Source organism: Escherichia sp. HH091_1A (assembly GCF_030295175.1).
Classification (GTDB): Bacteria; Pseudomonadota; Gammaproteobacteria; order Enterobacterales; family Enterobacteriaceae; genus Escherichia; species Escherichia coli_F.
In genome coordinates this window covers 2,805,849-2,819,341 of the sequence record NZ_AP025747.1, presented here as the reverse complement: position 1 = coordinate 2,819,341, position 13,493 = coordinate 2,805,849, and the positions used below count along the sequence as shown (strand labels likewise).

Annotated in this window: 16 protein-coding genes; 15 read left to right on the top strand and 1 reads right to left on the bottom strand. The window is 55.1% G+C overall.

Annotated elements, in window-relative coordinates:
* The first annotated feature begins 10 nt into the window (after positions 1–10).
* From napF to ccmH, 15 genes are read left to right on the top strand one after another with little or no spacing between them, the layout of a single operon-like run.
* The gene (napF, locus tag QUF14_RS14315) at positions 11–505 is read left to right on the top strand and encodes a ferredoxin-type protein NapF (RefSeq protein ID WP_000686721.1); all 495 of its coding nucleotides are present in this window, start codon (positions 11–13) and stop codon (positions 503–505) included.
* The gene (gene napD / locus QUF14_RS14310; RefSeq protein WP_100733825.1) at positions 495–758 is read left to right on the top strand and encodes a chaperone NapD; all 264 of its coding nucleotides are present in this window, start codon (positions 495–497) and stop codon (positions 756–758) included. The genes napF and napD overlap by 11 nt, the downstream gene beginning before the upstream one ends.
* The gene (napA, locus tag QUF14_RS14305) at positions 755–3,241 is read left to right on the top strand and encodes a periplasmic nitrate reductase subunit alpha (protein ID WP_000778067.1); all 2,487 of its coding nucleotides are present in this window, start codon (positions 755–757) and stop codon (positions 3,239–3,241) included. Before napD ends, napA begins: the two co-directional genes overlap by 4 nt.
* 6 nt (positions 3,242–3,247) lie before the next feature.
* Complete coding sequence (gene napG, locus QUF14_RS14300) at positions 3,248–3,943, top strand: ferredoxin-type protein NapG (protein WP_000091291.1); 696 nt, start codon at positions 3,248–3,250, stop codon at positions 3,941–3,943.
* A complete protein-coding gene (gene napH, locus QUF14_RS14295; RefSeq protein WP_000013499.1) occupies positions 3,930–4,793 on the top strand; it encodes a quinol dehydrogenase ferredoxin subunit NapH in 864 nt (287 codons plus the stop codon). Before napG ends, napH begins: the two co-directional genes overlap by 14 nt.
* Positions 4,790–5,239, top strand: coding sequence for a nitrate reductase cytochrome c-type subunit (gene napB / locus QUF14_RS14290; protein WP_000835175.1), 450 nt, complete (start codon positions 4,790–4,792; stop codon positions 5,237–5,239). Before napH ends, napB begins: the two co-directional genes overlap by 4 nt.
* A gap of 9 nt (positions 5,240–5,248) precedes the next feature.
* Positions 5,249–5,851: a cytochrome c-type protein NapC gene (napC, locus tag QUF14_RS14285; RefSeq protein WP_000528376.1), complete on the top strand. Its 603-nt coding sequence runs from the start codon at positions 5,249–5,251 to the stop codon at positions 5,849–5,851.
* A gap of 12 nt (positions 5,852–5,863) precedes the next feature.
* Positions 5,864–6,487: a cytochrome c biogenesis heme-transporting ATPase CcmA gene (gene ccmA, locus QUF14_RS14280; RefSeq protein ID WP_000525591.1), complete on the top strand. Its 624-nt coding sequence runs from the start codon at positions 5,864–5,866 to the stop codon at positions 6,485–6,487.
* Positions 6,484–7,146 (top strand): heme exporter protein CcmB, encoded by a 663-nt coding sequence (gene ccmB, locus QUF14_RS14275; RefSeq protein ID WP_000971730.1) that lies wholly within the window; start codon positions 6,484–6,486, stop codon positions 7,144–7,146. Before ccmA ends, ccmB begins: the two co-directional genes overlap by 4 nt.
* A gap of 41 nt (positions 7,147–7,187) precedes the next feature.
* Positions 7,188–7,925 (top strand): heme exporter protein CcmC, encoded by a 738-nt coding sequence (gene ccmC / locus QUF14_RS14270; RefSeq protein ID WP_001468980.1) that lies wholly within the window; start codon positions 7,188–7,190, stop codon positions 7,923–7,925.
* Entirely contained in the window at positions 7,922–8,131 is a 210-nt protein-coding gene (ccmD, locus tag QUF14_RS14265) for a heme exporter protein CcmD (RefSeq protein ID WP_000186536.1), read from the top strand. Before ccmC ends, ccmD begins: the two co-directional genes overlap by 4 nt.
* Positions 8,128–8,607 (top strand): cytochrome c maturation protein CcmE, encoded by a 480-nt coding sequence (ccmE, locus tag QUF14_RS14260; protein ID WP_001026421.1) that lies wholly within the window; start codon positions 8,128–8,130, stop codon positions 8,605–8,607. The genes ccmD and ccmE overlap by 4 nt, the downstream gene beginning before the upstream one ends.
* Positions 8,604–10,547 carry a cytochrome c-type biogenesis heme lyase CcmF gene (gene ccmF, locus QUF14_RS14255; RefSeq protein ID WP_000982452.1) on the top strand — a complete coding sequence of 648 codons (1,944 nt, stop codon included), beginning with the start codon at positions 8,604–8,606 and terminating at the stop codon, positions 10,545–10,547. Before ccmE ends, ccmF begins: the two co-directional genes overlap by 4 nt.
* Positions 10,544–11,101, top strand: coding sequence for a thiol:disulfide interchange protein DsbE (gene dsbE, locus QUF14_RS14250; RefSeq protein WP_000828281.1), 558 nt, complete (start codon positions 10,544–10,546; stop codon positions 11,099–11,101). Before ccmF ends, dsbE begins: the two co-directional genes overlap by 4 nt.
* The gene (ccmH, locus tag QUF14_RS14245) at positions 11,098–12,150 is read left to right on the top strand and encodes a cytochrome c-type biogenesis thiol:disulfide oxidoreductase CcmH (protein ID WP_001211597.1); all 1,053 of its coding nucleotides are present in this window, start codon (positions 11,098–11,100) and stop codon (positions 12,148–12,150) included. The genes dsbE and ccmH overlap by 4 nt, the downstream gene beginning before the upstream one ends.
* A 237-nt stretch (positions 12,151–12,387) precedes the next feature.
* Here the strand turns inward: ccmH and QUF14_RS14240 are convergent, their stop codons facing one another.
* Complete coding sequence (locus QUF14_RS14240) at positions 12,388–13,368, bottom strand: IS110-like element IS621 family transposase (RefSeq protein ID WP_000399629.1); 981 nt, start codon at positions 13,366–13,368, stop codon at positions 12,388–12,390.
* Between the last annotated feature and the right edge of the window lie 125 nt (positions 13,369–13,493).

The window sequence follows — 13,493 nt, the reverse complement described above, 5'->3', positions numbered from 1 at the left end:
GAAGGTCAATGTGAAGATTGATGCATCCCGTCGGGGCATACTCACTGGTCGCTGGCGCAAAGCCAGTAACGGTATCCGTCCGCCCTGGTCCGGTGATGAATCTCATTTTCTGACCCATTGCACCCGCTGTGACGCCTGTATTAATGCTTGTGAAAACAACATTCTGCAACGCGGCGCGGGGGGCTATCCGAGCGTTAATTTCAAAAATAACGAGTGCAGCTTCTGTTATGCCTGCGCGCAAGCTTGCCCCGAATCGCTATTTTCTCCGCGCCACACCAGGGCCTGGGATTTGCTGTTCACCATCGGGGAGGCATGCCTGGCGTATCAAACAGTTGAATGCCGCCGCTGTCAGGATAGCTGTGAGCCAATGGCAATTATCTTTCGCCCGACGCTCTCCGGGATCTACCAGCCGCAACTTAATAGCCAACTTTGCAACGGATGTGGAGCATGTGCAGCCAGCTGTCCGGTATCAGCCATAACTGCGGAGTATCTCCATGCACACTAACTGGCAAGTTTGCAGCCTGGTCGTGCAGGCCAAAAGCGAACGAATTTCAGACATCAGCACCCAACTGAACGCCTTTCCCGGCTGTGAAGTCGCTGTCAGCGACGCGCCGAGCGGTCAGTTGATTGTGGTGGTGGAAGCAGAAGACAGCGAAACGCTGATCCAAACCATAGAGTCAGTACGCAACGTAGAGGGCGTGCTGGCGGGGTCGCTGGTTTATCACCAGCAGGAAGAGCAAGGTGAGGAAACACCATGAAACTCAGTCGTCGTAGCTTTATGAAAGCTAACGCCGTTGCGGCCGCTGCGGCGGCTGCCGGTCTCAGCGTGCCGGGCGTTGCCCGCGCCGTTGTTGGTCAGCAGGAAGCCATTAAATGGGATAAAGCACCATGCCGTTTCTGCGGTACTGGTTGTGGCGTTCTGGTCGGAACGCAGCAGGGGCGTGTGGTGGCCTGTCAGGGAGACCCGGACGCACCGGTTAACCGTGGTCTGAACTGCATTAAGGGCTATTTCCTGCCCAAAATCATGTACGGTAAAGACCGTTTGACGCAGCCGCTGCTGCGTATGAAAAACGGTAAATATGACAAAGAAGGCGAGTTCACCCCAATCACCTGGGATCAAGCCTTCGATGTGATGGAAGAAAAATTCAAAACTGCCCTGAAAGAAAAAGGGCCGGAATCGATCGGTATGTTCGGTTCTGGTCAGTGGACTATCTGGGAAGGTTATGCCGCGTCCAAGCTGTTCAAAGCGGGCTTCCGTTCGAACAACATCGACCCGAACGCGCGTCACTGTATGGCGTCGGCGGTAGTTGGCTTTATGCGTACCTTTGGTATGGATGAGCCGATGGGCTGCTATGACGACATCGAACAGGCTGACGCGTTTGTGCTGTGGGGCGCTAACATGGCGGAGATGCACCCGATTCTCTGGTCGCGCATCACCAACCGTCGTCTCTCTAACCAGAACGTCACCGTGGCGGTGCTTTCTACCTACCAGCATCGTAGCTTCGAGCTGGCGGATAACGGCATCATCTTTACGCCACAGTCTGACCTGGTGATCCTGAACTACATCGCCAACTATATCATTCAAAACAACGCGATAAATCAGGACTTCTTTAGCAAACACGTTAACCTGCGTAAAGGGGCGACGGACATCGGCTACGGTTTACGTCCGACCCATCCGCTGGAAAAAGCAGCGAAGAATCCAGGTTCTGACGCTTCCGAGCCGATGAGCTTTGAAGATTACAAAGCCTTCGTTGCCGAGTATACGCTGGAAAAAACCGCTGAAATGACCGGCGTGCCGAAAGACCAGCTAGAACAACTGGCGCAGCTGTATGCCGATCCGAACAAGAAAGTCATCTCCTACTGGACGATGGGCTTCAACCAGCATACCCGTGGCGTGTGGGCCAACAACCTGGTCTACAACCTACACTTGCTGACTGGCAAAATTTCTCAGCCGGGTTGCGGTCCGTTCTCCCTGACCGGGCAGCCTTCCGCGTGTGGTACTGCGCGAGAAGTGGGCACCTTTGCTCACCGTCTGCCTGCGGACATGGTGGTGACCAATGAGAAACACCGTGATATCTGCGAGAAGAAGTGGAATATCCCGAGCGGCACCATTCCGGCGAAAATCGGCCTGCACGCGGTGGCACAGGACCGTGCGCTGAAAGACGGCAAACTGAATGTTTACTGGACCATGTGTACCAACAACATGCAAGCCGGGCCGAACATTAATGAAGAGCGTATGCCGGGCTGGCGCGATCCGCGCAACTTTATCATCGTTTCCGATCCGTATCCGACAGTCAGTGCGCTGGCAGCCGACTTGATCCTGCCGACCGCAATGTGGGTAGAAAAAGAGGGTGCTTACGGTAACGCCGAACGCCGTACTCAATTCTGGCGTCAGCAGGTACAGGCACCGGGCGAAGCAAAATCGGATCTCTGGCAGTTAGTTCAGTTCTCCCGCCGCTTCAAAACTGAAGAAGTGTGGCCGGAAGAGTTGCTGGCGAAGAAACCGGAACTGCGTGGCAAAACGCTGTATGAGGTTCTGTATGCCACCCCGGAAGTGAGCAAATTCCCGGTATCCGAACTGGCAGAAGATCAGTTGAACGATGAATCCCGCGAGCTGGGCTTCTATCTGCAAAAAGGGCTGTTCGAAGAGTATGCATGGTTTGGTCGCGGTCACGGTCACGATCTCGCGCCGTTCGATGACTACCACAAAGCGCGCGGTCTGCGCTGGCCGGTGGTTAACGGTAAAGAAACGCAGTGGCGTTATAGCGAAGGTAACGACCCGTACGTGAAAGCGGGTGAAGGCTACAAGTTCTACGGTAAACCGGATGGCAAAGCGGTGATCTTCGCACTGCCGTTCGAACCGGCGGCGGAAGCACCGGATGAAGAGTACGATCTGTGGCTCTCTACCGGGCGTGTCCTGGAGCACTGGCACACCGGCAGTATGACTCGCCGTGTACCGGAACTGCACCGTGCCTTCCCGGAAGCGGTCCTGTTTATTCATCCGCTGGATGCGAAAGCGCGCGATCTGCGTCGTGGCGACAAAGTGAAAGTGGTTTCTCGCCGTGGCGAAGTGATCTCGATTGTTGAAACGCGCGGTCGTAACCGTCCGCCGCAGGGCCTGGTGTATATGCCGTTCTTCGACGCCGCACAGCTGGTTAACAAACTGACGCTGGATGCGACCGATCCGCTCTCGAAAGAGACGGACTTCAAGAAGTGTGCGGTCAAACTGGAGAAGGTGTAAGCCATTATGTCCCGGTCAGCGAAACCTCAAAATGGTCGCCGCCGCTTTCTGCGCGATGTCGTTCGCACAGCTGGCGGGCTGGCTGCCGTGGGTGTGGCGCTGGGGTTACAACAGCAAACCGCACGTGCATCTGGCGTGCGGTTGCGCCCGCCCGGAGCCATAAACGAGAACGCCTTTGCCAGTGCCTGCGTACGTTGCGGTCAGTGTGTTCAGGCTTGCCCTTACGACACCTTAAAACTGGCGACACTGGCCTCTGGCCTGTCGGCAGGTACGCCGTACTTTGTCGCGCGAGATATTCCTTGCGAAATGTGTGAGGACATTCCGTGCGCCAAAGTGTGCCCGAGCGGTGCGCTGGATCGAGAGATCGAATCGATCGACGACGCGCGGATGGGGCTGGCGGTGCTGGTGGATCAGGAGAACTGCCTCAACTTTCAGGGGCTGCGCTGCGATGTTTGCTATCGCGAATGCCCGAAAATTGATGAGGCAATCACCCTGGAGCTGGAGCGTAACACGCGTACCGGTAAGCACGCCCGTTTTCTGCCGACGGTTCACAGCGACGCCTGTACCGGCTGCGGTAAGTGCGAAAAAGTGTGCGTGCTGGAACAACCCGCAATCAAGGTGTTACCGCTGTCACTGGCGAAAGGGGAGTTAGGTCACCATTACCGCTTCGGCTGGCTGGAGGGGAACAATGGCAAATCGTAAACGTGACGCCGGGCGCGAGGCGCTGGAGAAAAAAGGCTGGTGGCGCAGTCACCGTTGGTTAGTGTTACGTCGCCTTTGTCAGTTCTTCGTGCTGGGGATGTTTTTGAGCGGTCCGTGGTTTGGTGTGTGGATCTTGCACGGCAACTACAGCAGTAGCCTGTTATTCGACACCGTTCCGCTGACCGATCCGCTGATGACGCTGCAAAGCCTTGCCAGCGGTCATCTGCCTGCCACGGTAGCGCTGACAGGTGCGGTGATTATCACCGTGCTCTACGCCCTGGCAGGAAAGCGATTATTTTGCAGCTGGGTCTGCCCGCTGAACCCGATTACCGACTTAGCAAATTGGTTACGCAGACGATTTGACCTCAATCAGTCTGCGACGATCCCTCGCCACATTCGCTACGTGCTGTTGGTGATCATTCTGGTGGGATCGGCCTTAACTGGCACGCTCATCTGGGAATGGATCAACCCCGTTTCCCTGATGGGGCGTAGCCTGGTAATGGGCTTCGGCAGCGGCGCGCTGCTTATTCTCGCGCTGTTTTTATTTGATCTACTGGTCGTTGAACACGGCTGGTGCGGGCACATTTGTCCGGTTGGTGCACTGTATGGCGTGCTGGGTAGTAAAGGTGTGATTACCGTTGCGGCCACCGATCGGCAGAAATGTAACCGCTGTATGGATTGTTTTCATGTTTGCCCGGAACCGCATGTGCTACGTGCCCCGGTGCTGGATGAACAAAGCCCGGTGCAGGTCACCAGCCGCGATTGCATGACGTGCGGTCGCTGCGTGGATGTCTGTTCTGAGGATGTATTTACAATAACTACACGATGGAGTTCGGGAGCGAAATCATGAAAAGCCATGACCTGAAGAAAGCGCTGTGTCAATGGACGGCGATGCTGGCCCTGGTGGTGAGCGGCGCGGTTTGGGCGGCTAATGGCGTCGATTTTAGCCAGTCGCCGGAAGTATCCGGGACGCAGGAAGGGGCCATTCGGATGCCAAAAGAGCAGGATCGGATGCCGCTGAACTATGTGAATCAGCCGCCAATGATCCCGCATAGCGTTGAAGGTTATCAGGTAACGACCAATACCAACCGCTGCTTGCAGTGCCACGGTGTCGAAAGCTATCGCACCACTGGCGCGCCGCGCATTAGTCCTACTCACTTTATGGACAGCGACGGCAAAGTGGGTGCAGAAGTGGCTCCACGTCGTTACTTCTGTCTGCAATGCCACGTGCCGCAGGCTGATACCGCGCCAATCGTGGTGAATACCTTTACCCCGTCAAAAGGTTACGGGAAATAAGAGGTTATTATGGGAAATTCTGACCGTAAGCCTGGTCTGATTAAGCGCCTGTGGAAATGGTGGCGTACCCCCAGCCGTCTGGCACTGGGGACGCTGCTGTTGATCGGTTTTGTCGGCGGCATCGTTTTCTGGGGCGGCTTTAACACCGGGATGGAAAAAGCCAATACCGAAGAGTTCTGCATTAGCTGCCACGAAATGCGTAACACGGTGTATCAGGAATACATGGATTCCGTGCACTACAACAACCGTAGCGGCGTCCGTGCGACCTGTCCGGATTGTCACGTTCCGCACGAGTTTGTGCCGAAGATGATACGCAAGCTCAAAGCAAGTAAAGAGCTGTATGGTAAAATTTTTGGCGTTATTGACACGCCGCAGAAATTTGAAGCTCATCGCCTGACGATGGCACAGAATGAGTGGCGGCGCATGAAGGACAATAACTCGCAGGAGTGTCGTAACTGTCACAACTTCGAGTATATGGATACAACCGCCCAGAAATCAGTTGCCGCTAAGATGCACGACCAGGCGGTGAAAGATGGGCAAACCTGTATTGATTGCCATAAAGGGATAGCGCACAAGCTGCCCGATATGCGCGAAGTCGAGCCAGGTTTTTAACAGGGTTATTGCGTGGGTATGCTTGAAGCCAGAGAGTTACTTTGCGAGCGGGATGAACGAACCTTATTTAGTGGTTTGTCATTTACGCTGAACGCAGGCGAGTGGGTACAAATCACCGGTAGCAACGGCGCGGGGAAGACAACGCTTCTCCGTTTGCTGACGGGGTTGTCTCGCCCTGACGCAGGCGAGGTTCTCTGGCAAGGGCAGCCCTTGCATCAGGTACGCGACAGCTACCATCAAAACCTGTTATGGATAGGCCATCAGCCGGGGATCAAAACCCGGCTGACGGCGTTAGAAAATCTGCACTTTTATCATCGCGATGGCGATACCGCACAATGTCTGGAAGCCCTGGCGCAGGCCGGGCTTGCCGGATTCGAAGATATTCCGGTAAATCAACTTTCTGCCGGGCAACAACGCCGCGTCGCTTTAGCGCGTCTGTGGCTGACCCGTGCCACGTTATGGATACTCGACGAGCCTTTTACCGCGATTGACGTTAACGGCGTCGATCGTCTGACCCAGCGTATGGCGCAGCATACGGAGCAGGGGGGGACTGTGATTCTGACTACCCACCAGCCGCTCAACGTTACTGAAAGTAAAATCCGCCGCATTTCACTGACGAAAACGAGGGCCGAATAATGTTCTGGCGAATTTTCCGTCTTGAACTGCGCGTGGCGTTTCGTCATAGCGCCGAAATCGCTAACCCGCTGTGGTTCTTCCTGATTGTTATTACCCTTTTTCCGCTCAGTATCGGTCCGGAGCCGCAACTGCTGGCGCGTATTGCCCCTGGCATTATCTGGGTTGCCGCGCTGCTTTCATCCTTGCTGGCACTGGAACGACTGTTCCGTGACGATTTGCAGGACGGCAGTCTTGAACAATTGATGTTGTTGCCGTTACCCTTGCCCGCCGTTGTGCTGGCGAAGGTGATGGCGCACTGGATGGTAACCGGTCTGCCGTTACTCATCCTTTCGCCTCTGGTAGCAATGCTACTGGGAATGGATGTTTATGGCTGGCAAGTGATGGCGCTGACGCTGCTGCTGGGAACCCCAACGCTTGGTTTTCTCGGTGCACCGGGCGTGGCGCTGACAGTGGGACTTAAACGCGGTGGTGTGCTGCTCAGCATACTGGTGTTACCGCTGACTATCCCATTACTCATCTTTGCCACCGCCGCGATGGACGCGGCTTCGATGCATTTGCCCGTTGACGGGTATCTGGCAATTTTAGGCGCGTTGCTGGCAGGCACCGCGACATTAAGTCCTTTTGCGACGGCGGCAGCGTTACGAATCAGCATTCAATAACGCTGGATTACTGATTTTTGTTCGAGTCTGGTATCGAAACTATGTGGAAAACACTGCATCAACTGGCGATCCCACCACGGCTGTATCAAATCTGTGGCTGGTTTATACCGTGGCTGGCAATTGCCAGTGTGGTCGTGCTTACCGTCGGCTGGGTCTGGGGATTCGGCTTTGCTCCGGCTGATTATCAGCAGGGAAATAGCTATCGCATTATCTACCTGCATGTGCCTGCGGCGATCTGGTCGATGGGCATTTATGCATCAATGGCGGTGGCGGCGTTTATTGGCCTTGTCTGGCAGATGAAAATGGCTAACCTGGCGGTCGCGGCGATGGCTCCCATTGGTGCCGTGTTTACCTTTATTGCCCTTGTCACCGGCTCTGCATGGGGAAAACCGATGTGGGGCACCTGGTGGGTATGGGACGCACGTCTGACTTCTGAACTGGTGCTGCTGTTTCTGTATGTTGGTGTGATTGCCCTGTGGCACGCCTTCGACGACCGCCGTCTGGCGGGCCGAGCGGCAGGTATTCTGGTGCTGATTGGCGTGGTGAACCTGCCGATTATTCATTACTCCGTGGAGTGGTGGAACACACTGCATCAGGGATCAACGCGGATGCAGCAAAGTATCGATCCGGCGATGCGTTCGCCGCTGCGCTGGTCGATTTTTGGCTTCCTGCTGCTGTCTGCCACGCTGACGCTGATGCGGATGCGTAATTTAATTTTGCTGATGGAAAAACGCCGTCCGTGGGTGAGTGAACTGATACTGAAAAGAGGCCGTAAATGACCCCTGCATTTGCTTCCTGGAATGAATTTTTCGCAATGGGCGGTTACGCCTTTTTTGTCTGGCTGGCGGTGGTGATGACCGTTATTCCGCTGGTGGTTTTGGTCGTGCACTCCGTGTTGCAGCATCGCGCAATTCTGCGTGGCGTGGCGCAACAGCGGGCGCGTGAGGCGCGTTTACGTGCTGCGCAACAGCAGGAGGCTGCATGAATATTCGCCGTAAAAACCGTTTGTGGATTGCCTGTGCCGTGCTGGCGGGGCTGGCGCTGACTATCGGCCTGGTGTTGTATGCGCTGCGCTCGAATATCGATCTTTTTTATACGCCGGGGGAAATTCTCTACGGCAAGCGTGAAACTCAACAGATGCCGGAAGTCGGTCAGCGTCTGCGCGTTGGCGGGATGGTAATGCCGGGTAGCGTGCAGCGCGATCCCAATTCGCTAAAAGTAACGTTCACTATTTACGACGCTGAAGGTTCAGTAGATGTCTCTTACGAAGGCATTTTGCCGGATCTGTTCCGTGAAGGGCAGGGCGTTGTGGTGCAGGGCGAACTGGAAAAAGGCAATCATATCCTTGCGAAAGAAGTACTGGCGAAACACGATGAAAACTACACGCCGCCAGAAGTCGAGAAAGCGATGGAAGCTAATCACCGTCGCCCGACGAGTGTTTATAAGGGCCCAGCATCATGATGCCAGAAATTGGTAACGGACTGCTGTGCCTGGCGCTAGGAATTGCGCTGTTGCTGTCCGTGTATCCGCTATGGGGCGTGGCGCGCGGGGATGCGCGCATGATGGCTTCTTCGCGCTTGTTTGCCTGGCTGCTATTTATGTCTGTGGCTGGCGCATTTCTGGTGCTGGTCAATGCTTTCGTGGTGAATGACTTTACTGTCACCTATGTTGCCAGCAACTCCAATACCCAGCTTCCGGTGTGGTATCGCGTGGCGGCAACCTGGGGTGCGCATGAAGGCTCGCTACTGCTGTGGGTGCTGCTGATGAGCGGCTGGACCTTTGCGGTGGCGATTTTTAGTCAGCGTATTCCGCTGGATATTGTGGCCCGTGTACTGGCGATAATGGGGATGGTCAGTGTCGGCTTTTTGCTGTTCATTCTCTTTACCTCTAACCCGTTCTCACGCACGTTGCCAAACTTCCCGATTGAAGGGCGCGATCTTAACCCGCTGTTGCAGGATCCAGGGCTGATCTTCCACCCGCCCCTGCTCTATATGGGGTACGTCGGTTTCTCGGTGGCGTTTGCTTTTGCCATTGCTTCTTTGCTGAGTGGTCGTCTGGACAGCACTTACGCACGCTTTACCCGTCCGTGGACGTTGGCCGCGTGGATTTTCCTGACGCTCGGCATTGTGCTCGGTTCCGCATGGGCCTATTACGAACTCGGCTGGGGCGGCTGGTGGTTCTGGGATCCGGTAGAAAACGCCTCGTTTATGCCGTGGTTGGTGGGTACTGCGCTGATGCACTCGCTGGCGGTCACTGAACAACGCGCCAGCTTCAAAGCGTGGACATTACTGCTGGCAATCAGTGCCTTCTCGTTGTGTCTGTTGGGGACTTTCCTCGTGCGTTCCGGCGTGCTGGTATCGGTACACGCGTTTGCGTCTGATCCGGCGCGCGGTATGTTTATCCTCGCTTTTATGGTGCTGGTGATTGGCGGTTCGCTGCTGCTGTTTGCCGCGCGTGGACACAAAGTTCGCTCACGCGTAAACAATGCGCTGTGGTCGCGGGAATCTCTGCTGTTAGCGAACAACGTTTTGCTGGTCGCCGCAATGCTGGTGGTATTGCTGGGGACGCTGCTGCCGCTGGTGCACAAGCAACTGGGACTGGGCAGCATTTCGATTGGCGAACCGTTCTTCAACACCATGTTTACCTGGCTGATGGTGCCGTTTGCGCTACTGCTGGGTGTCGGTCCTCTGGTGCGCTGGGGGCGCGATCGCCCACGTAAAATCCGCAATTTATTGATTATCGCCTTCATCTCTACGCTGGTGCTGTCTCTGCTGTTGCCGTGGCTGTTCGAAAGCAAAGTTGTGGCGATGACGGTGCTCGGCCTGGCAATGGCCTGCTGGATTGCGGTGCTGGCAATTGCGGAAGCTGCGCTGCGTATTTCACGCGGCACGAAAACCACCTTTAGTTATTGGGGCATGGTGGCGGCTCACCTGGGGCTGGCGGTAACAATTGTTGGTATTGCCTTTAGCCAGAACTATAGCGTTGAGCGTGATGTGCGCATGAAGTCCGGTGATAGCGTCGATATTCATGAATATCGCTTCACCTTCCGTGATGTCAAAGAAGTGACTGGTCCGAACTGGCGTGGCGGTGTGGCGACTATCGGCGTAACGCGAGAGGGTAAACCGGAAACGGTGCTGTATGCGGAAAAACGTTATTACAACACTGCCGGGTCGATGATGACCGAAGCGGCGATTGACGGTGGCATCACGCGTGACCTGTACGCAGCGCTCGGTGAAGAGTTGGAAAACGGCGCGTGGGCTGTGCGTCTTTACTACAAACCGTTTGTTCGCTGGATTTGGGCGGGCGGGCTGATGATGGCGTTGGGCGGGCTGCTGTGCCTGTTTGATCCTCGCTATCGTAAGCGCGTGAACCCGCAGAAAACTGCGCCGGAGGCTGTATGAAGCGCAACGTATTGTTAATTCCTTTGATTATCTTCCTGGCGATTGCCGCGGCGTTGCTGTGGCAGCTGGCACGTAATGCCGAAGGGGATGATCCGACCAATCTGGAATCGGCGCTCATTGGCAAGCCGGTGCCAAAGTTTCGCCTCGAATCACTGGACAATCCGGGGCAGTTTTATCAGGCGGATGTGCTGACTCAGGGCAAACCAGTGCTGCTTAACGTCTGGGCGACCTGGTGTCCGACCTGCCGTGCGGAACATCAATATCTGAATCAGCTTTCTGCGCAGGGCATCCGCGTGGTCGGCATGAACTATAAAGACGATCGCCAGAAGGCAATCAACTGGCTGAAAGAGCTGGGCAATCCTTACGCGTTAAGCCTGTTTGATGGCGACGGCATGTTAGGGCTGGATCTCGGTGTCTATGGCGCGCCAGAAACGTTCCTCATCGACGGCAACGGCATCATTCGCTATCGCCATGCGGGTGATCTCAATCCCCGCGTCTGGGAAGAAGAGATCAAGCCGTTGTGGGAGAAATACAGTAAGGAGGCCGCACAATGAGGTTTTTATTGGGCGTGCTGATGCTGATGATCTCCGGCTCAGCGCTGGCGACCATCGACGTGTTGCAGTTTAAAGATGAAGCACAGGAACAACAGTTTCGTCAGCTTACTGAAGAACTGCGCTGCCCGAAATGCCAGAATAACAGCATTGCCGATTCCAACTCGATGATTGCCACCGACCTGCGCCAGAAAGTGTACGAACTGATGCAGGAAGGTAAAAGTAAGAAAGAGATTGTCGATTATATGGTGGCGCGCTATGGCAACTTCGTCACTTACGATCCGCCGTTAACGCCGCTGACCGTTCTGCTGTGGGTGCTACCGGTAGTCGCTATTGGCATTGGCGGTTGGGTTATTTACTCCCGCTCGCGGCGTCGGGTACGCGTGGTGCAGGAAGAGTTTCCTGAACAAAGCGTGCCGGAAGGTAAGCGTGCCGGATATGTTGTTTATCTGCCGGGTATTGTGGTGGCGTTAATTGTGGCTGGCGTCAGCTACTACCAGACCGGCAATTATCAGCAGGTGAAAATTTGGCAGCAGGCCACGGCTCAGGCGCCGGCGTTATTGGACAGGGCGCTGGATCCGAAAGCTGAGCCGCTCAACGAAGAAGAGATGTCCCGCCTTGCGCTGGGAATGCGTACTCAACTGCAAAAAAATCCGGGAGATATAGAAGGCTGGATTATGTTGGGCCGCGTTGGCATGGCGCTGGGTAACGCCAGTATTGCCACCGATGCATACGCCACTGCGTATCGCCTCGATCCGAAGAACAGCGATGCTGCACTGGGATACGCTGAAGCGTTGACACGTTCATCTGATCCCAACGACAACCGCCTGGGTGGTGAACTGCTACGCCAGTTGGTGAGAACGGACCATAGCAATATCCGTGTGTTAAGCATGTATGCGTTTAATGCCTTTGAGCAGCAGCGATTTGGCGAAGCCGTTGCCGCGTGGGAGATGATGTTGAAACTCTTACCTGCCAACGATACTCGCCGTGCGGTGATTGAACGCAGTATCGCGCAGGCGATGCAACATTTATCACCACAGGAGAGTAAATAAGAACAAGCCCGATGGTGATGCCATCGGGCCAGACTGATGGCAAAGTGCGCTTTGTTTATGCCAGATGCGGCGTAAACGCCTTATTCAGCCTACAAAATCGTGCGAAATCAATACATTGCTCGATCCGCGTAGATACTGTTATGGCCTGCAAGTTTTTTTCTACCCCGGTTTCCCAGATTGCAGGCATGCCAGACACAGCGCCGTCAGGCGCTGTTTTTTTCATCCCTTCCGCGATTTTTACGCAGCTACCGGATTATGCCGTGACGCATCGAACGGGACCCCTGACTTCAGCACGCCATACGCCACCTGTGCCAGCTTGCGCATCATCGCGCCGAGAATCACCTTTCCTTTCTTGCCATTAGCCGCCAGACGGTCGCGGAACGCCCGTCCCCACTCAGTCTTACTGGTGGCTACCATTGCAGGCATATACAACGCCCTGCGAAGCGACACATGTCCGGCTTTACTCAACCGGCTTGCCCCTCTCACACTACTGCCTGATTCATAACGCCGTGGTGTCAGACCCGCAAAAGCGGCGAACTGTCTGGCATGGGCGAAGCGGTCCTTCAGACCGATATAAGCCAGTAATACCGCAGATGTTTTCTCTCCGATACCCGGGATACTTTCCAGCAGTTTCCTGCGGTGTTTCATATCCGGATCATCGTCTGTCAGGTCTTTTATCTGCTTCTCAAGACGCTTCAGCTCTGCTTCAAGCCACAGAAGGTGAGCATCAATGCTCGGTCTCTGGACTTCCCGCGCCGTTTCAGTGCGGTTCAGTTCCTGCGTGTGCATATCTGTCAGCGCCTGGTGGCGTACGACCAGGGCACGCAACGCGCGTTCAAGCGGGTGAGGCGCTTCCCAGGCTGCAGGGCGCTTCTGACGACAGAACTCTGCCAGCATGCGCGCATCCACGGTATCAGTCTTGTTACGCAGTCCTTCACTCTGAGCGAAAGCTTTACCCAGTGCAGGATTAATGACTGACACTATGTAGCCAGCATCGTAAAGGCACTCTGCGACAGGTTCCATATAGGTGCCGGTCGCTTCGATGCAGATATGCGCATGGTCAATCTTGTGACCTTTCAGCCAGCTCACCAGCTCATCGTGCCCTTTAGTGGTGTTAGCGAATTTTTTGGTGCGATGACGACCATCAGGACGCAACACATCGACATCCAGTTTCTCTTTAGCGGTGTCGATACCGATATAATGAAGTTCATGTTCCATAGTGAAACCAACCTTGCAAATACGGATTACCGGGAAAACCGGTCCATGATACTGTCCGGTTTATCACTTTGGGAGTAAGGCAGTCCGCTGCATAAATCTACGCAACAGGTTGAAAACCTAAGGCC